Raw genomic sequence first — 19051 nt, 5'->3', positions numbered from 1 at the left:
AAAATTGAATACAATGAATTTACCACACGTAGTAACCGAATTAATAAAAACACAAAACAATTTCGACAGCACAGCATACGCCAATTGTTTTACCGAAACAGCTGTCGTTTTTGACGAAGGAAAAACACACAACGGAAGAACCGAAATAAAAAACTGGATCGATAAAGCCAATCAGGAATATCATGCGGTAATGAAGCCGTTAGAATATTCAGAAACCGAACATACCCTGAAAGCAGAAGTTTCAGGGACGTTTCCCGGAAGTCCGATTGTAATGACATATTATTTTGAATTTGAAGACGGATTAATTCAGTCATTGAAAATAGTATAAAACCATTTAGCAAAAGTTAAAACCATTTGAAAAAGCAGAGAGGCTGTCCTAAAGGTTTGGGCAGCCTCTTTTTTAGGCACCAAAAATCAACAGATTATTTTTATGCTCCAGAGGAGCAATATCTGCGTAGACCTACATCAGCATCTTGTCATACGAGAACTCCGGAGGAGTTCTATCTCATCATAGCACACCTACGGCGTGCTTACATATTCTATTGTTTTTTTGTGCTACACAGATATTGCTCCTCTGGAGCACATTAAAATGATGACTCCAAGCACTACCGTATAAAATGATGATTAAAAAACTAAAAAAAAGTCTTAATAAAGAGACTATACAAACTTTTTGGACAGTTTCTTTTGTGCATTTGCTAAAGTTTTGCCATTTCATTTATTGCCATCCCAAGGTTTGCAACCATGAAAAGTTCCCCGCAGGTTACGCCCAAGACCTTCGGAGGATTTCGGTGATTTAAAACAATTTGTCCGGAACTAACAGAGAATCTTTACAGACAAATCCTAATCCGTATTGCTTGATAAAAAATGATAGCATAGACAAGATAAAAAACTCGCAGTTGATTTGCTTTCCTATTCTTTCACTTTAAATTTTTGGTTAAGTTTGCGTTACAGAAAATATCGGCTTAGCTCTGTTTTTCTTTGACTTAAATTCTTAAAACAAAAAGATTTTAAAGAATATATTGCTAACAGCATAATGACTGGAAAAAGAAATTAAAAACCATGTATAAATCAAAACGTATGAAATTAAAACACTTACTACTATTATTAGCTACCCTTTCATTAACAAGCTGCGTAAAAGTATGGAATCAAATGAGCGAATTAAAGCCTATTGAAAGCTATGCTACTCAAAATGCGGTTATCCAGGAAAAAAATACCATGGATGCAAAAATTACTTTTATTAATGATGAAACGGTTGATGGAAAAATCAGAGGACAAAAAAATATAATCTATGGATTTTTAAATGAAACTTCAATAAATCGTTTCATTGCTATTTATGATAATACAGGAAAGAGAGAATATATTTATTTCCAGCTTTTAAAAGAAATGACCATTAAAGATTATAATGGAAACGAAAGAAGATTTGTAAACAGAGGCCCTGAATTTCAATCATTACAGGAATTATTTTACGACGGCAAAATCAAATGGTTCAGAGAATATTATAATAATGCTTACGATGGAAGTGTTCAGATCATAGACCATTTCAAAAATGAAAAAGATCAGGAAGTAAATGTTGGTTTATTCAACAGTATGAAAAATAAATTGAAGGAAATTACCTCTTCAAAACCGGAATTAGCTTCAAAAATTGACAATACCTCTAAGTTTGATAAAGAATCTGTTATTAGAATTTTAAAAGAATATGAAAATTGAGAGGAATTTCTATTAATACCGGTTTTGTATTAGGGAGACTGACTCTAACTATATTAAATTTAATAGACGAATCTATCATTTTTACGAGATTTAACAGGTAAATAAATATACTTTTGCTAAAAATCATCAGCATGGAAAAAGCCTTTCAATTCCTTAAACAGCTGGAAAAAAACAACACCCGTGAATGGTTTGCCGCCCATAAAGCGGAATATGATGCGGCTGTAAAAGAAAATAAGGGGCTTTTCACTCAGATCTACGCCGAACTCCAGAAATATGACCGTGTGAACGCCATGCATATTTTCAGGATTTACCGGGATGTCCGGTTTTCAAAAGACCAGACACCATACAAAACCAATTTCGGAGTTGGCTATTCCAGATTAAAACCGATGTTGAGAGGAGGCTATTACATTCATCTTGAACCCGGCAACAGTTTCGTAGGCGGCGGATTCTGGGGACCGGATGCCAAAGATTTGCTTCGCATCCGCAAAGAATTTGAAATCAGCACCGCAGAAATTAAAAAGATCACTTCGGATAAGACATTCGTAAACTATTTCAAGGAAATAAAAGGCGATGCCGTGAAAACAGCGCCAAGAGGTTTTGATAAGAATCATCCCGCCATCGACCTCATCAGAAAAAAGCAGTATGTTGTCATGAGACCATTTACTGACAAGGAAGTTTTATCCGATGATTTTCATAAAGAAGCAGTGCTCACCTTACTTGCCATGCGCCCTTTCTTCGATTACATGAGCGAAGTGCTCACTACAGATCTGGATGGGCAACCTTTAATTTAAATATAAAAGGTGATTTAGAATTTTCCAATATAAACCAGTTGATATTTTACTTATTTTTAAGACATCAACCATTAAGCAAAAGCAATGAAAAAAATTCTTTCAGTTATTTTAGTTTCAACCGCTTCTATTCTTTTTTCTCAAAATAAAGATGTTACCGGAATTTATGGTATGGGACTAATCGGTAAATTCAACCCTGGAACGAATTATATTGAATTAAAACCCGACTCCACCTTCATCTACAATCTGTATGGCAAAAAATACGAGGGCAACTGGAAACTTTCTGAAAATAAAATTTTATTAAATCCTGACATCAAAAAAGAGTTTGCTACAGTAAAGATGAAAGAATCTAAAAACAATTCTGATTCTGTCACCATTAAAATCAATCACATTCCTAAAAGGGATGATTCCGGCAAGTTAAGAGGTAATGGCTTCATCATGGCAACCGTTTATTTTGATAAAAAGGGGAATTATATAAACATCCTCAAATCGCCTTACATCAGAAACTGCGGCTGGGCTCCTCGTGTCAGAAGGCAACATATTCTTGATAATGAAAATTCGGTAACCGTTCCTAAAAAAGACTTTTCACAAATCGGCTTTATGACCTACAATCTCAAGGATTATATTATTTTCAATAAGGCCGACAAGGATTCTAATGTGTTTGAATTTGAAATCGAGGATATTGCAAAAGACGAAGATATCATCAGGGACGATTTCTTTATTCTTGATGGAAAATCACTGTACTACCCCAATAAAAAAGGAAAAATTGACGTTATGCAGACGCCTTTAGTAAAAAAGAAATTGTGATTATTCAAACGCAAAGATTTTATTTAAAAAGCTGTTTAAACTTTTTATATAACCATAAAAGGTCACAAAAGATGAGCTCAATTTTATCTAAAGTTGATGACGATAAATGAAAAAAGGGCACAATAGCCTTAAAAAATCTTCGATTTTTATTCTTTTGAGAACTTTGATTGTTCTAATCATTGCGTAAAGATTATCGTTTGTGACTTTTGACTACGTCGAACCTTTGGTTTGCGGTTAATTCTGCAATTAGTTTTAAACAAGCTTTAAATTAATATTTATTTCAAGAAAAGCAAAGACAGATAAAATCTGCACAAAGCTCCCGAATAGCTTCATCAATCAGCTTGCTGATTATTCTTAGCCCACTTAAAAACAGAAGCATTATAATTAAATCTTTGCGTGAAAAAACATTCGGTATTACATATTTGTAATGAAAAACATCAATCCGGTGATTCATAAAAGGAACAACATATATAGAGCAACCACTCAATAAAACGAGTGTTTTTTTTAATTATTATTCATAAATCAACCGGTACAATTATCATTATCAAATTGCAATTGACATCTTTTTTGCCCGTTTTTTGCTTTCACCAAATTACCAAATCACAAAATAATAAAATCATGAAAAAAATCCTACTCATCACATCTTGCTTTGTGCTCTCGGTATATAAAGCACAGGAAGCTCCCCTTTCAGCGCCGCCTTCGGAAAAAATGAATATTATAAAAACAAACGTTACGGCGTATGCGTTCAGAAACATTAACCTCACCTATGAAAGAGCGATCAACCGCTGGCTCTCCGTAAATATGGGTTTTGGAGCAATGCCTGAAGGAAAAATTCCTTTTATCAATTCTTTCTTAAGTGACAATGACGAAAGAAGATTTCAGAACCTGGAAGCTAAATCTTTTAACTTTACCATAGAGTCCCGCTTTTATCTCGGAGCTGGCTACGGAAAGGGATTTTATGTAGCGCCTTATTACCGCTATTCAAAAATTACGACCAATACTTTCGATTTTTATTACGACTTTACATACAGTGGAACAACGTATCAAATCCCTTTGAAAGGCTTTGGAAATGCTAACGGAAATAGTGGCGGTGTAATGGTAGGTGCGCAGTTCTTCCTCACCAACAGTCGTAATCTCGTGCTCGACTTTTGGATTGCCGGAGCTCATTATGGGGTTGGAAAAGGAGACTTTACCATGACAAGTGATATTCCGCTTACTCCTGAAATGCAGGCTCAGCTGAAAAAAGAAATTGAAGATCTGGATGTTCCATTCGTCAATTATACAGTAGAAACCAGTACCAATGGCGCAAGAGTCATTATCGATGGCCCGTGGATCGGTTTCAGAACCGGACTGTCACTGGGATACAGATTTTAAAAACATAATCCACATGATGAGAGCCGTCCCTGCGACGGTTTTTTTATATCTTAAAGTTTGATAAAGCATGTTTTGTATTTATTTAAAAAGAAATATCTTTCCGGGATGAAAACGTCTCAAATCACCACAGCCCAGCGAATCAAAGCAATTGTGGGCGGCTCGATAGGAAATCTTGTAGAATGGTATGACTGGTATGCCTACGCAGCGTTTGCCATTTATTTTTCAAACTCCTTCTTCCCAAATTCTGATATGACGGCTCAGCTCCTCAACACGGCCGGAATTTTTGCGGTAGGATTTCTTATGCGTCCCGTCGGAGGATGGCTCTTCGGAAGCCTTGCAGACCGGATCGGAAGAAAAAAGGCAATGACGCTTTCGGTTTTATTAATGTCTTTCGGATCATTACTGATTGCACTTACTCCAACCTATGAGACAATAGGTGTTTTCGCACCTTTGTTGTTATTGATTGCCCGATTGCTCCAGGGACTAAGCGTTGGCGGAGAATACGGTGTTTCAGCAACATACCTCAGCGAGATGGCAACCTCCGACCGACGGGGATTTTATTCCAGCTTTCAATATGTGACGCTGATCGGAGGACAACTGATCGCCCTAGGCATTCAGCTGATTTTACAGAAACTTTTACTCACAGAAAGCCAGCTTGAAAACTGGGGTTGGAGAATTCCTTTTATTATCGGTGCCATACTTTCCGTAATTGCATTGTATTTAAGATCAAACCTTCATGAGACCGAAGCTTTCGAAAATAAAAAAAGCGTCAGCGAAAATAAAAAAGGGACCATTAAAGAATTATTAAAGCACCCAAAAGCCTTGCTTACCGTTATCGGGCTCACCTTGGGCGGAACACTGGCGTTTTATACGTATACTACTTATATGCAGAAGTTTTTGGTTAATACCGTTCATCTTACCAAAGAAGAATCTACATTAATCTCTTTTATTTCATTATTTATCTTTGCCTGCCTTCAGCCTGTTTTCGGCGCTTTATCAGACCGTATCGGAAGGAGACCTTTATTATTAAGCTTTGGAATTCTGGGAACCATATTTACATATCCCCTGCTGAATGCATTAAGTACAACCACTTCCATGTGGGGTGCTTTTTTCCTGATCATGTCGGCACTGATTATTGTAAGTGGCTACACCTCAATCAATGCTGTGGTAAAGGCTGAACTTTTCCCTTCGGAAGTAAGAGCTTTGGGAGTCGGTCTTCCCTATGCTCTAACGGTGGCCATCTTCGGAGGAACTGCTGAATATATCGCATTATGGTGTAAGCAGCAAAATGTGGAACATTACTTTTACTGGTACATTACTGCCTGCATCTTCTTTTCGTTTATTGTTTATTCTCGTATGAAGGACACGAAGAAGACCTCTTCCCTTGATCAGGATTAAAATATAAAAAATTCCGCGGCTCAGATTCTCTGAGCCGCGGCTGTATTAATGATAGGCTTGCTTAAATTTCTGGAGAATATTATCCAGATTATGCCTCTGAACATATACGCTCTTTACATCTTCGTATCTCGGTGATTTGTAAAATACCTCGTGGAAATCCATACTGCCGTTCCCCACTTTCACCACTTTCTGAACTTCGATATTCAACTTTCTCAATTCATCTTTAAAAACCTGAAATTCGTCTTGGATATTTTTCATCTATATTTTTGGATTTTAATTAAAATTACATTTTTATATCAAACACCCTACCAAAATTCGGGGGTCTTGCTTAAATTCAGCATAAAGATAATGAATTTTTCGATACAAATATCATATTTACTTAACATTTTCTCAATACTTCGTTCATATAAAAATCATTTTAACAAAATTTATACCAATTCAATAAGTTTTAAGATTAGCCTTAAAAATTAAACAATATCTCAAAGGCCGATACACTGGCTTTATTCAGAATCGTATAAGAGAGCATAAAAAATAAGAGGTTAAAACCAATGATGATTTTAACCTCTTATATATTCTTATTTAATTTACTTTTTATTTTCCTCTTCCTCCAGTTCTACCTCATGTCTCAGCTGGGCTTTGTATAAAGTGGCATAATATCCGTTTTTATCCAGCAGCTCAAGGTGTTTGCCTTCTTCTACAATCTTACCATGTTCCATGACGATGATCTTATCTGCTTTTTCAATCGTAGAAAGCCTGTGAGCAATAATAATCGAAGTTCTGTTCTTTGTAATCTTTTCTGTAGCTCTTTGGATGAGTTTTTCACTTTCATGATCGATCGACGAGGTCGCTTCATCAAGAATCAAAATTTTAGGATCGGAAAGATAAGCTCTTAGGAACGACAAAAGCTGTCTCTGCCCGAGAGAAATGGAAGATCCTCTTTCGCTCACCACATAATCGTATCCTCCCGGAAGACTTTCGATGAACTCATCCACTTCAATTTCCTTTGCACCGGCTTTGATCTGTTCAAGGGTAATGGTATCGTCACCAAATGAAAGGTTTTCAAAAATACTTCCATGAAACAGGAATACATCCTGCAAAACGACACCTATATGACTTCTCAGGCAATACAGCTCATAATCTTTCAGGTCAACATCGTCAATGAGAATATTCCCGGAATTGATATCGTATAATCTTGTGATTAAACTGATAATGGTTGATTTTCCCGCGCCGGTAGCTCCTACAATGGCGACAGTTTCACCCGGATTTACTTTAAAGTCGATTCCTTTTAAAACTTCCTGCTTTTCGTCATACGCAAAATGCACATTTCTGAATTCAATCTTTCCGTCAAAATAATCTTTCTGTACAGTTCCGGTATTTGGCATTGAGTTTTCTTCATCCATCAATCCCAACACTCTTTCGGCACCTACAATACCTCTCTGAATATTATTAAATCTATCCGCGATCTGTCTCAAAGGACGGATCAGCATGGAAATATACTGAATAAATGCAATCACAACACCGGCACTGATCGTGATATATCCCCCATAGAAAAGGATAAATCCGATGAAAAGCGAAGAGATCAGTTCAACTACAGGAAAGAATAAGGAGAAGATGAAGACCGTTCTCAGCAATGCTTCTTTCAGTGTGATGTTAATTTGATCGAACTTTTTGAATTCCGATTCCTGTCTGTTGAACACCTGAATGATGGGCATCCCGGCCAGTCTTTCCTGAACGAAAGAGTTTTGGTTGGAAGTCCAGTTTCTTTCATCTCCAAATGCTTTTTTAAGTCTTTTCTGGAAAAACCTGGTAATAACCACCATTAAAGGAAGGATCGCAAGGGTAATGTAACTCAGATGCACATTGGTGCTGAACATCATCACCAATACAAAAACAATTCTCAGAACATCTCCGAAAACCATCAGGAAACCATCCGTATACACGGTGGCTATTGTTTCCACATCTCCAACGGCTCTGGTTACCAACTGTCCGATCGGCGTTTTATCGAAAAATGATGTTTTAAAATAAATAAGTTTATGATAAAGTCTCTGCCTGATATCTCTGATTACATTTTGTGAAATATAATTGGAAAAATAGACCAGGAAGAAATTTAAAACGGTTTCGGCAAATACCAGCCCTACCAATAGGTAGATATGCTTCATCATTAAAGCTTTATCCTGCAGCCTGGTGATGTCATTATCCACCACTTCCATGGTAAGATAAGGCCTGTAGGTAGAAACCATTGCCAGTATAATGGAGATGATCAGCGTAAGGATGAACCATGAACGGAACTTCATTCCGATAAAGAACAGCCTCTTGATGATCCCCCAGGTATCTTGTTTTTTCATTGTATGAATTGAAGAAAGAATGATATTAAAATTCTATGCAAAAATAAGACTTTAAAATTTGACAGTCTTTATAAGTTTATTAAATACTCATGAAAATTTCAGATGGCTCTTATTTATGATATAGATGGTTTTATTTATTATTGCTGTTTAAACTTTTATATAACCGCAAAAGTTGCAAAAGACGAGCTCAACTCTTATTTAAAGTTGATAATTACAAATGAAAGTTACAATAGCTTAAAAAAATCTTCGATTTTTATTCTTTTGAAGACTTTAAAAACAGTCCGCATTTAGAAAACATCTTCGCGGAATTGCGTTAAAAAACACAGCTTAATGTTAGAAGCCTAAGAAAAATTCAGTCAAAATCATACCCAACATCCACAAGATATAGTCCGTGTGCCGGAGCAGAAGTTCCGGCAGAATTCCTGTTTTTATTTTCAATAACGGTTCGGAGATCTTCAGGCTTTAATTTTCCGGCACCTATTTCCACCATGGTTCCGACGATAGCACGCACCATATTTCTCAGGAAACGGTTGGCTGAAACAGTAAATTTCAGTTCACTTCCCTTCTGCTCCCACTCTGCTTTATAAATTTTGCAGAGATTGGTTTTATTGTCGGTATGAAGTTTGGCAAAGCTGGTAAAGTCTTCATATTCAAAAAGAATCTTGCAGGCTTCATTCATTGGATTGATATCAAGAGGCCTTCTCCAGTGCTGCCAGGCAGAATCTTCCGTGAAAGGATTTTTTTCTAAAGAAATATAATATTCATACGTTCTGTAAGTGGCATCGAAACGGGCATGAAAATCATCTTTTACCTGAAATATTCTTTTAACAGAAATATCGGGAGGCAAAAAACTATTTAATCTTTTGGGAAGATCCTGGTCCAGTACTTTTTCAGTATCAAAATGAGCGAAAATTTTCTTAGCATGCACGCCGGTATCCGTTCTTCCTGCGCCGGTGGTCTTTATTTCTTCCCTTAAAATCGTGGAAAGTGCTTTTTCCATTTCTTCCTGTACAGAAACCGCATTCGGCTGAATCTGGTAGCCGAAATAATTTTTACCGTTGTATGAAAATTCAATAAAATACCTCACTGTAATAAAATAACGTTGCAAAATTACTTTAATTAAATGATAATCTTTAACACATTTTTTAAAATAAATCTCTAAAAGTAGCTACCATAGTAAGCTAAATCCATGTGAAATTCCCTATTTTTGCAAGGTATGAAAAGATGGTACCTTTATCCCTTTTCCCTAGGTTATCGCATGGTAACGGGTATCCGAAACACAATGTATGATCTGGGAATTTTTAAATCGACAAAATTCAGAACTCCGATCATATGCGTCGGTAACCTTTCCGTAGGCGGAAGCGGAAAATCGCCTATGGTGATGTATCTTGCTCAGTTTTTATCAAAACATTACAGAACCGGCGTACTTTCCAGGGGCTATGGAAGGCTTACGAAAGGCTATGCCGTTACGAATTATGAGAGCAACTACAAAATGGTGGGTGATGAAGCCATGCAGCTGTTTGAACGTTTTAAAAACCGTTTTGTGATTGCAGTTTCGGAAGAAAGGGTGCCCGGTGCAAAAAAAGTAATCTCCGATATGGATCTTGATGTGCTGGTATTGGATGATGCGATGCAACACAGAGCAATTAAGCCCGGATTTACCATCATGATGACTGATTTCAACGATCCGTATTTTAAAGATTATCTGCTTCCTGCAGGAGATTTGAGGGAATCCAGATCGGGCTCCGGAAGAGCAGATATTATTATGGTAAGCAAATGCCCGGATGAACTTACAGAGGAAACCAAACAATATTATATCTCACGGATACGACCTTCGGGACGGCAAAAAGTATTCTTTTCATCCATAGGCTATGATGAAAATGTATATGGTAAGGAAAAAATTCTTCCTGATAATAACCTGAATTATTATGATATTCTTCTCATCACCGGAATTGCCAATCCGAAGCCATTGTTGAATCATCTTGCGAAGTTTTCCCAAAGGGTAAAGCATCTGAAATTCCGTGATCATCATAATTTTACGGAAGCTGACATTAAAAATATTGTCGCTGAATATAAAAAACTGGGCGAATACAAGCTGATCTTAACCACTGAAAAGGATTACGTACGTCTCAAGACTTTCGATTATCTCAGAGATATCGTTTATTACTGGCCGATTAATGTGATTATTGACAGGAAGGAAGAATTTAACCAAATCATTCTGGATTATGTTGGAAAAAATTAAGAAAACTGCAGATTTCATACAGAGCATCATCAAAGAAACTCCCGACTTTGCGATTGTTTTAGGCTCAGGATTGGGAAAATTACAGGATGAGGTAGAAGCGATTCATATCCTGCAATATGCTGAAATTCCTGATTTCCCACAGACAACGGTAGCCGGCCATACCGGGAAATTGATCTATGGAATACTGGAAGGCAAAAAAGTTCTGATGATGAGCGGCCGTTTTCATTATTACGAAGGACATTCTATTGAAAATATAGTTTTTCCCATCAGGATTTTTCATATGTTGGGAATAAAAAATCTTATTCTTTCCAATGCCTCGGGTGGAGTGAATTCTGAATATAAAATTGCAGACATTGCCATCATTAAAGATCATATCAATATGATTCCTGAACATCCGCTTCGAGGAAGAAATATCGATTCTTTCGGGCCAAGGTTTGTTGACATGAGCGAAGCCTATAATAAAAAGATGATTTCGGTGGCTGAAAAGGTTGCTTCTGAAAACAACATCAACATTCATCAGGGAATATATGTAGCCCTACAGGGGCCAACTTTCGAAACTCCCGCTGAGTATGGAATGATCAAAACCATTGGGGGTGATATGGTAGGCATGAGTACCGTTCCTGAAGTGATTGTGGCCCGACATATGGGAATGGACGTTTTCGGAATCTCTGTGATTACAGATCTCGGCGGTCCGGATATCGCTTTTTCCGTTTCGCATGAAGAAGTTCTGAATGCTGCCAATAAGGCAATGCCGAATGTGATAACCGTTGTAAAAGGTTTGGTCAGAAACTATCCTCAGTCATTATAGAATTTTTCAATAGTGCAAATTCCCGGTGATAACTTTCTAATTGCTTTTCATTGTTTAGATTTGCAGAAATGATTTTAAAATGAAGAAGCTTTTGTTATTATTCATGATCGGAATTTTCGGGTTAAGCTGTTCACAGCAGACTCCCAAAGTTCTCAAAACCAATTTTTCTAAAGAAGCACTCATTCAGAAGGTAGAAGACGAAGAAGGTAAAACCGTCACTATACAACAAATCCTGGATCAGCATAAAGGTAAAGTTCTGGTACTTGATTTTTGGGCCGGCTGGTGCAGAGACTGCTTAAAAGCACTTCCCAAAGCCAAAGAACTGGAAGACAACAATAAAAATATTGATTTTGTTTTCCTTTCATTAGACCGTTCCAAAGAAGGTTTTGATAAAAGCCTGGAAAGATTTGAGATGAAGGATAAAGAAAATTACTGGTTTGCTTCCGGCTGGAAAAATGATTTCAATAATTACATTGACCTCAACTGGATCCCGAGATATATGGTCATTGATCAGAAATCTGCCATTGCCAAATATTACGCTATCTCTCCGGAAGACCCGGAAATACAGGCAACTATTGATAAACTTTTAAAATGAGGTTGAGATTGTGGTTGAGGTTTTTAATCTTCATCTCAACCTTAGCCTCAACCTTTAATTCTCAATGTACACTATAACAGGAATCCATATCTTTGCGGTATGGATTCTTCTTTTCCCCTTCGCAAAATTATTCATGTCGATATGGATGCATTCTATGCTTCTGTGGAACAGCATGATAATCCGGCACTGAAAGGCAAGGCGATTGCGGTTGGAGGAGAACATCGTGGCGTTGTTGCAGCAGCAAGCTATGAAGCAAGAAAATTCGGGGTACGTTCTGCGATGCCCAGTAAAACAGCCAAAGAGAAATGTCCTCACCTTATCTTTGTATCGCCAAGGTTTCAGCGGTATAAAGAAATTTCAAGAAAAATACGGGAAATCTTTTACGAATACACTGACCTGGTAGAACCATTGTCTCTCGATGAAGCCTATCTTGACGTCACCGAAAATAAAAAGAATATAGAATCTGCCAATCAAATCGCCAAGGAAATCCGTCAGAAGATCTTTGAACAAACTGGGTTAACGGCCTCTGCAGGGATATCCATCAATAAGTTTTTGGCTAAAGTAGCATCAGATATCAATAAGCCGAACGGACAGAAGACGATTCATCCCGATAAAGTCGAAAGCTTTCTGGAAGAATTACCTGTAGAAAAATTTTACGGAGTAGGGAAAGTTACGGCTAACAAAATGTTTAGTTTAGGGATTTATAAAGGAAAAGATTTAAAGAAAAGATCGATTGAGGATCTTACCCGGCTGTTCGGAAAATCCGGAGCATATTATTATAATGTTGTCCGGGGAATTCATCATTCAGAAGTAAAACCCCACCGTATCCAGAAAAGTGTTGCCGTAGAAAGAACCTTCTTTGAGGACCTTTTCGATGAACAGCAAATCAACGAAAAACTTCAGAGCCTCAGTGAAGAACTTCAGAACCGTCTTCAGAAAAATAATATTCTCGGCAGAACGCTCACCCTTAAAATTAAATATAAAGACTTTTCCCTTTTTACACGCAGCATCACCCGGGAAGAATACTTTTCTTCTGTGGAGCAATATTTCAATACGGGAAAACAGCTTTGGGAGCTCCGTCCATTTGACAAACCTGTACGCTTGCTGGGATTATCACTTTCGCAGCTCAATACGGAAGAGAAAAAACTGGTATCCGTTCAACTAAAAATTCCGTTCAAAGAATTTGAAGATCAATAATCTCGAAAATTTTCATTAAATTGTAGTAACCAAATTGTACAATTTTATGAATGAAACGATGATTCAATTTTTCCACTGGTATTCTGAAGGAGACGGAAAACTATGGAAAGAAGCAGAAAAAAACGCAAAATATCTGGCCGACCTGGGAATTACATCAGTATGGTTCCCCCCTGCATACAAGGGTGCTACCGGCGGCCACTCTATTGGTTACGACGCCTATGATCTTTATGATCTTGGAGAGTTTGACCAGAAAGGAACCATTCCCACAAAATACGGAACAAAAGAAGATTATGTAAAAGCCATCAAAGCTTTAAAAGAACATAATATAAAAGTAATTGTAGATATTGTTCTTGGCCACAAAGGAGGTGGAGACGAGCTTGAAACCTTCAAAGCTCTGAAAGTCGATGAAGAAAACAGAGACAAAATTATTTCCGATGAGATAGAAATACAATCTTACACCAAGTTTACTTTTCCGGGCAGAGGAAAAAAGTATTCGGATTTTATATGGAACTACACCTGTTTCAGTGGTGTAGATTACGCTGAAGGCATGGATTCCCATATCTTTAAAATTAAAAATGAATACGGAACTGACTGGGAAGAAATGATCGATGATGAAAAAGGAAACTACGATTATCTTATGTATAATGATGTGGAACATCGAAATCCCTTCGTAAGAGAGGAACTGAACAACTGGGCAAAATGGTATTTTGATGAAACGGACTTCGATGGTGTAAGGCTGGATGCCCTGAAACATATTTCATTTGATTTTTATAAAGAATGGCTCACTTTACTTCGTTCTAATTCTGGGAAGAATATTTTTGCGGTTGGTGAATACTGGGCCCCGGGATATCTTAACCTACTTCAAAAATATATTGATGTTACGGAAGGATGCATGAGTCTTTTTGACAGCTCTTTACAGAATAATTTTCACAATGCCTCGAATGAAGGCGGTTCGTATGATTTACGCAGAATTTTTGATGAAACCCTTACACAGGCTGATCCTCTTCATTCGGTAAGTTTGGTTGACAATCATGATACACAGCCTCTACAGGATCTGGAAGCGCCGGTAGAAAACTGGTTTAAGCCTATTGCCTATGCATTGATCCTGCTTCGGAAAGACGGATATCCCTGTGTGTTTTATCCTGATTTATATGGTGCTCATTATGTAGATAAAGATAAAGAAGGCAATGACCAGGAAATATTTCTGGATAAGGTAAGCGGTATCGAAGAACTGATTAAAGCAAGAAAAGACCATGCGTACGGTGAGCAGCGGGATTATTTTGAAGATGCCAATTGTCTGGGATGGGTTCGTGAAGGAGATGACGAACATTCCGGATGTGCAGTCGTTCTGAGCAATAAGGACGCTTATGAAAAACCTATGGAAATGGGCGAGCGCTATATCGGAAAAACTTTTTATGATGCCCTCGGAAGATTTGAAGATAAAGTAACGATTGATGAAAATGGATGGGGTAATTTTCCTGTGCCGGCCGGAAATGTGAGTGTCTGGCTTGAAGAATAATATTTTTAAATACAAATGACATTGATTTTAGGAACAGTGTCATTTGTGTTTAAATTACATCTAAGAGCTTGTATAATATTTTCACATTAATAATTAAAGTGTAATTGCTAAATTAACTTAATTTAAATCAATTCATTGATTTCTTATTTAAGCTTAATAAGCTAAATTTCTTAATGTTAAAAATTATCAAGTAAAATCGAAACAGGCGCTAAACTTTTCGCAGCTTCAGGATTTCCGGTCTTTCAGAGTTTTCAGAGATGGCTCCGGTCCTGGCAAATTCTGCCCAAAGCGCGCGAAGCTTTCTTCCGTTTTCCTGAATGTATTCCCATGGAACATCTTTCAGTAATTCTGCCGATTTCCAGGCTTCTTTATTTTCAAAGATCAGGGGAAGATCGACACAATGCGAAGCCCCGATATAATTGTTCTTTAGCGTTGACTGAATACTGAACTGATAAATATTCCCACCACCAGCGGCATAATTCTCCGCAAAGATCTTAGCCGGTTTTTCATAAATCGATTCGGTGGTTTTTCTTACGATGGTATTGAGAATTTTATGAGGCAGATACGTGTAGATTCCCTCCTGTGCTGTTTTGACATAGAAAGCCGTTTCATCCTGATTGGAGCCAATCAAAACATCATATTTATGTGCATTATCTTTCCAGTTTTCAAGGCTTTCTTCTTCCCTGCCTAGTGGAGGAAAACCATACTGTGTACAAAAAGGCATTGAAGTTTTCAGACCGTATTTTCTGAATGAAGGTAAAAATTTAACATAACCTTCGACCATCTTCAAAGGATCAGATTCATCTTTTAAAATACCGGTCTTCCTGAAAAACTCAAGGGACATATTTTGTCTTCTGAGCCGGAAACCTAATGGAGCACTGTGAATAATTGCTCGTTGAAACAAGCCTTCCACTCCTTCCGAGATCATAAGATGAGCAATCGCATCGCCACCGGATGATTGTCCGAAGAGGGTAACATTTTCAGGATCCCCTCCAAAATCACGTATATATTTCTTAATCCATTCCAGAGCGGCCATGATATCATACAATCCCAGATTGGCGGGTCTGTCTTCATCACCTCCCAGAAATCCGAAAAGCCCTAAACGGTATGAAACCGAAACAACAATGATGTTCTGCTCTTTTACCCAGACGGAAGGATCGGAAGTAGGCAGGTCACCACATCCAATCTCATACGAGCCTCCGTGAATCCAGACAATTACCGGGAGCTTTTCATCATCATTAAAATGTTCAGGACGTGTAATGGTAAGAAACTGTGTTGATTCATCCGGCTGAAATGCATCAACATCAGTCTTCTGAATCAGCCTGTCGAGCAACGGACTTACATTCTGCGGACATACCGGGGTTTTATCAGGAATTTCGTGTGCATCAGCATAATCTACTGGTTCTGGCTTTTTAAATCGTTCGGAACGGGCATACCGAATGCTTTTGGCTCTGATAACACCGTTTTCCTTTACTGCTGAAATTTTTCCGAAAGAAGTATAAAAGGTGTGAATTCCTTTCTCTTGCATTGTTGTCATTCAGGAATAGATTATATTTCACCTTAAAAGTAATGATTAATCTTTTTTAAAACAATATGCCGGCTAATTCAACGCTTTATATACAGACGGTGACTCCTGTTCAGTCTCAATAATCCTGCGAAATATTGATTATATGTGCAATACACCAAGAGCAGGCGCCGATCATGTTTCAGACGAACAGGAAGAGATTGTGGTTATAAAAATCGATGTGAAATACCGTTTTGTAATCGATATGCAGTCTTTGTAAACTGCCAGATATATTATTAATTAAGCTCTTCGGAGAGCTTTTTTTATTTAAATCAGGTCATAAAAAGTAGTCTCACCTGGACTACTTTTTCTGTGACAAATGTAAACAAATTATCATTACTTCCAAATAATAATCTGTTGTTTTTTAATCTGTTAATTAATTTAAAACCCTAAAATCCCCTTAAAAACTGGGCATTTCAGGGGGAGAGAAACCGCACCTGTTTTTAGCCTAAAAAAAGCAATTTATATTGATTCTTAAAGCTTTGTCTTTAATAGTAGTCCAGGTGAGACTACTTTTTTAAACACAATGAAAAAACAAATGATGCCCTTTCCTCAGTTCCCTCTCTTCCTGCGTTTTAGCGTGAGAATGCTGTATTTTCTGGTGTTTTTAATTATCGTTTTCATCTCTTCCCAGACTCCTTTTTCTCATTTAGATTCTGTCATTTTTATTTCCGAAGGATCTTATCTGTATTCAGAATCACAGGTTGATATTTATATTGAAGATGGTTTATCACAAAAACAGTTAAACTCTTTAAAACCGAAATATAAAATAAAATATAAAGCTTTCTTCAGCACAAATGTATCATCTGTCAATAAGAATCATAACAAAACAGATCAGATTTGCTTTATCAATCCTAAGAGTGCACATCATATCGTATATGCAGACAATCCTCTGTCAGTAGCGGTATTAGGGAATTTTTCTCAGTCAAAGAAGCATCATAAAATGGTAAGCTCCGCCGTTAGAGCTTTCCGAAAAATCTTGATATCTCAACAGAATCTTCAATACCTAAATGTTGAACATCAAAATATACTTAAAATTATAACAATTCATTTCAGTAGGCCACCGCCCGGGCTACAATCATATGACCCATTTTTTAACACATAAGTCACCTAAGAAGTAAGGTTAAAACTTTGAAAACAAAAGAACACAGAAGTTTTGAAAATTAAAGATTTTCATTCATTATCCGCTCCGTTTGTCATCCCCTAGGATCTCAGCAAAGAACTTCAGATAACAATCGTGAAATTAGTGTTCAACCATCAGCATCATTCGTGTTTCGTCAATTCGAGTGTTTTTTTGTAACAAGGTGAAGAAAAAATGTATCGAGAATGAAATTCATCCTCAAACTCACAAACTTCTCGATATGATTTTTTCAAAATCTACTCGAAGTGACGATAAATTCCACAAGCTCTTATAAGTGCAGAGAATGTGACTTCGAGACTCAGTCACCGGCATTTACAACTCTTTGTCATTGACTACGCCTAATCTGTGATTTCCGCAGGCATCTCGGCATAGCTGGTAATAGTAGCATGGAAAGATTCGGGCTTAGATCCCTACGGGATGACAATCGGAGGGGTAAGATGGGGTTTTAAAAATTTATAGTGAGTCTTTACAATAGCTGGCTTTGTGCTCTCTTATAAGTGCAACGCCTTTGTGAAAACTTAAAAAACGTATCACAATAAAAAATCTTTGTGGGCTTCGTGTTCACAATTAAAAATATAACAACAATATAAATACAAAACAATGAAACATTTATTTACAACCGCAGCAATACTTTTCAGCATGACTGCATTAGCACAAGTGGGGATCAATACAACAAGTCCCAATGCCACTCTTGAAATTAAAGCAAAAGCACCGGGTACAAAGCCTGAAGGACTTCTTATTCCTAAATTGAGTGGGACCGATATACAGAGCGCTCCTTATGGTACCAACCAAATAGGAACTCTGGTATATGCTACTGCTGCTCCCGCCGCTCCCAATACCGTCACCGCAGAAATCACCGAACCCGGGTTCTATTATTTTAACGGAATCAAATGGAAAAAGATAAACAGCTCAGGAAGCTCCATAAGCTATACCACGATTGCAGACCCCAACATCTTAGGCTATATACCCAGCACTACAGCAACAGCTTCCGTAGATGCACCGGCCACTTTAACAGTAGGTTCGGCTACCGCCACCCGACAAGGAACAGGAAGTTTTGGCGGGCACACGTATGCATCCTATTCTACCAGTGCAGCGGTAACCTGGTATCAGGCTTATAATGCGGCTAAAAATATGGGAGGATATCTGGCTGTTTTTACTACTGATGCAGAATGGCAATATGTAGAAACCAATTTATTGACGGCTTATACTATATTCAACACCAATGGAGCCTGGATTGGAATGACAAAGTTTTCATGGTCTGCAGGTTCTGCTATGACACCAGACCCTGAAGTAAAGTGGATTACAGGGGAATTGCCCAATCATGATTATTCAGCAGGAGGAACTGTTGCTGTAAGAAAGGCTAATTGGTTTAATGGAGGAGAGCCTAATAATTTCGGTAGTGGTGAAGGGTTCATTTGTGCATCAGCTAAAAATTTCGGTTCCACAAAAGTTTATAACGGATATACAAGTACTCATCCATGGGTTGACGTAGCAGCAAACAATACAGTGCAGGGTGCCACTTGGGGTTTTATAGTAGAATTTCAGCAATAGTAATTAAAAAATAAA

The 19051-nt window shown here is 37.5% G+C and carries 17 protein-coding genes; 13 read left to right on the top strand and 4 right to left on the bottom strand.

All coding sequences use genetic code 11. From position 1 onward, the window contains the following. Positions 1-13 precede the first annotated feature (13 nt). The 6 genes from AC3WV0_RS06580 to AC3WV0_RS06555 all read left to right on the top strand — a co-directional run bounded on the left by AC3WV0_RS06580 (position 14) and on the right by AC3WV0_RS06555 (position 6074). Positions 14-328 carry a nuclear transport factor 2 family protein gene (locus AC3WV0_RS06580; protein WP_488845035.1) on the top strand — a complete coding sequence of 105 codons (315 nt, stop codon included), beginning with the start codon at positions 14-16 and terminating at the stop codon, positions 326-328. Positions 329-1077: 749 nt separating this feature from the next. Further along, positions 1078-1707: a hypothetical protein gene (locus AC3WV0_RS06575; RefSeq protein ID WP_488845033.1), complete on the top strand. Its 630-nt coding sequence runs from the start codon at positions 1078-1080 to the stop codon at positions 1705-1707. Positions 1708-1838: 131 nt separating this feature from the next. Next, positions 1839-2498, top strand: coding sequence for a DUF2461 domain-containing protein (locus AC3WV0_RS06570; RefSeq protein ID WP_488845031.1), 660 nt, complete (start codon positions 1839-1841; stop codon positions 2496-2498). 84 nt (positions 2499-2582) lie between these two features. After that, positions 2583-3302 (top strand): hypothetical protein, encoded by a 720-nt coding sequence (locus AC3WV0_RS06565; protein ID WP_488845029.1) that lies wholly within the window; start codon positions 2583-2585, stop codon positions 3300-3302. Between the two features lie 618 nt (positions 3303-3920). Further along, the gene (locus AC3WV0_RS06560) at positions 3921-4676 is read left to right on the top strand and encodes a DUF3575 domain-containing protein (RefSeq protein WP_488845027.1); all 756 of its coding nucleotides are present in this window, start codon (positions 3921-3923) and stop codon (positions 4674-4676) included. A gap of 105 nt (positions 4677-4781) precedes the next feature. Further along, positions 4782-6074: an MFS transporter gene (locus AC3WV0_RS06555; protein WP_488845026.1), complete on the top strand. Its 1293-nt coding sequence runs from the start codon at positions 4782-4784 to the stop codon at positions 6072-6074. 45 nt (positions 6075-6119) lie between these two features. Here AC3WV0_RS06555 and AC3WV0_RS06550 read toward each other — a convergent pair whose 3' ends face one another. The 3 genes from AC3WV0_RS06550 to truA all read right to left on the bottom strand — a co-directional run bounded on the left by AC3WV0_RS06550 (position 6120) and on the right by truA (position 9506). Further along, the gene (locus AC3WV0_RS06550) at positions 6120-6332 is read right to left on the bottom strand and encodes a hypothetical protein (protein ID WP_072883545.1); all 213 of its coding nucleotides are present in this window, start codon (positions 6330-6332) and stop codon (positions 6120-6122) included. Between the two features lie 326 nt (positions 6333-6658). Beyond that, positions 6659-8419 carry an ABC transporter ATP-binding protein gene (locus tag AC3WV0_RS06545; RefSeq protein ID WP_488845023.1) on the bottom strand — a complete coding sequence of 587 codons (1761 nt, stop codon included), beginning with the start codon at positions 8417-8419 and terminating at the stop codon, positions 6659-6661. Positions 8420-8771: 352 nt separating this feature from the next. Next, positions 8772-9506 carry a tRNA pseudouridine(38-40) synthase TruA gene (gene truA, locus AC3WV0_RS06540; protein WP_488845362.1) on the bottom strand — a complete coding sequence of 245 codons (735 nt, stop codon included), beginning with the start codon at positions 9504-9506 and terminating at the stop codon, positions 8772-8774. 129 nt (positions 9507-9635) lie between these two features. Between truA and lpxK the strand changes: the two genes are divergently transcribed. The 5 genes from lpxK to AC3WV0_RS06515 all read left to right on the top strand — a co-directional run bounded on the left by lpxK (position 9636) and on the right by AC3WV0_RS06515 (position 14780). Continuing rightward, positions 9636-10661: a tetraacyldisaccharide 4'-kinase gene (lpxK, locus tag AC3WV0_RS06535; protein WP_488845021.1), complete on the top strand. Its 1026-nt coding sequence runs from the start codon at positions 9636-9638 to the stop codon at positions 10659-10661. Beyond that, complete coding sequence (locus AC3WV0_RS06530; RefSeq protein WP_488845019.1) at positions 10645-11469, top strand: purine-nucleoside phosphorylase; 825 nt, start codon at positions 10645-10647, stop codon at positions 11467-11469. The genes lpxK and AC3WV0_RS06530 overlap by 17 nt, the downstream gene beginning before the upstream one ends. A 79-nt stretch (positions 11470-11548) precedes the next feature. Beyond that, on the top strand, positions 11549-12064 hold the full coding sequence (locus tag AC3WV0_RS06525) for a TlpA family protein disulfide reductase (protein ID WP_488845016.1): 516 nt from the start codon (positions 11549-11551) through the stop codon (positions 12062-12064). Between the two features lie 99 nt (positions 12065-12163). Then, positions 12164-13261 (top strand): DNA polymerase IV, encoded by a 1098-nt coding sequence (gene dinB / locus AC3WV0_RS06520; RefSeq protein ID WP_488845014.1) that lies wholly within the window; start codon positions 12164-12166, stop codon positions 13259-13261. 46 nt (positions 13262-13307) lie between these two features. Then, positions 13308-14780 carry an alpha-amylase gene (locus tag AC3WV0_RS06515; protein WP_488845012.1) on the top strand — a complete coding sequence of 491 codons (1473 nt, stop codon included), beginning with the start codon at positions 13308-13310 and terminating at the stop codon, positions 14778-14780. 208 nt (positions 14781-14988) lie between these two features. Here AC3WV0_RS06515 and AC3WV0_RS06510 read toward each other — a convergent pair whose 3' ends face one another. Beyond that, entirely contained in the window at positions 14989-16317 is a 1329-nt protein-coding gene (locus AC3WV0_RS06510) for a carboxylesterase family protein (RefSeq protein WP_488845010.1), read from the bottom strand. Positions 16318-16870: 553 nt separating this feature from the next. On the opposite strand from AC3WV0_RS06510, the gene AC3WV0_RS06505 reads away from it, so the two are divergent. Continuing rightward, complete coding sequence (locus tag AC3WV0_RS06505; protein WP_488845008.1) at positions 16871-17449, top strand: hypothetical protein; 579 nt, start codon at positions 16871-16873, stop codon at positions 17447-17449. A 636-nt stretch (positions 17450-18085) separates the two neighbouring features. Beyond that, complete coding sequence (locus AC3WV0_RS06500) at positions 18086-19036, top strand: C-type lectin domain-containing protein (protein WP_488845006.1); 951 nt, start codon at positions 18086-18088, stop codon at positions 19034-19036. The last annotated feature ends 15 nt before the right edge of the window (positions 19037-19051 follow it).

The organism is Chryseobacterium sp. 27AL (genome assembly GCF_057815395.1).
Note: the sequence above shows the minus strand (reverse complement) of the source record. Positions and strands in the feature narration are given on the sequence as shown.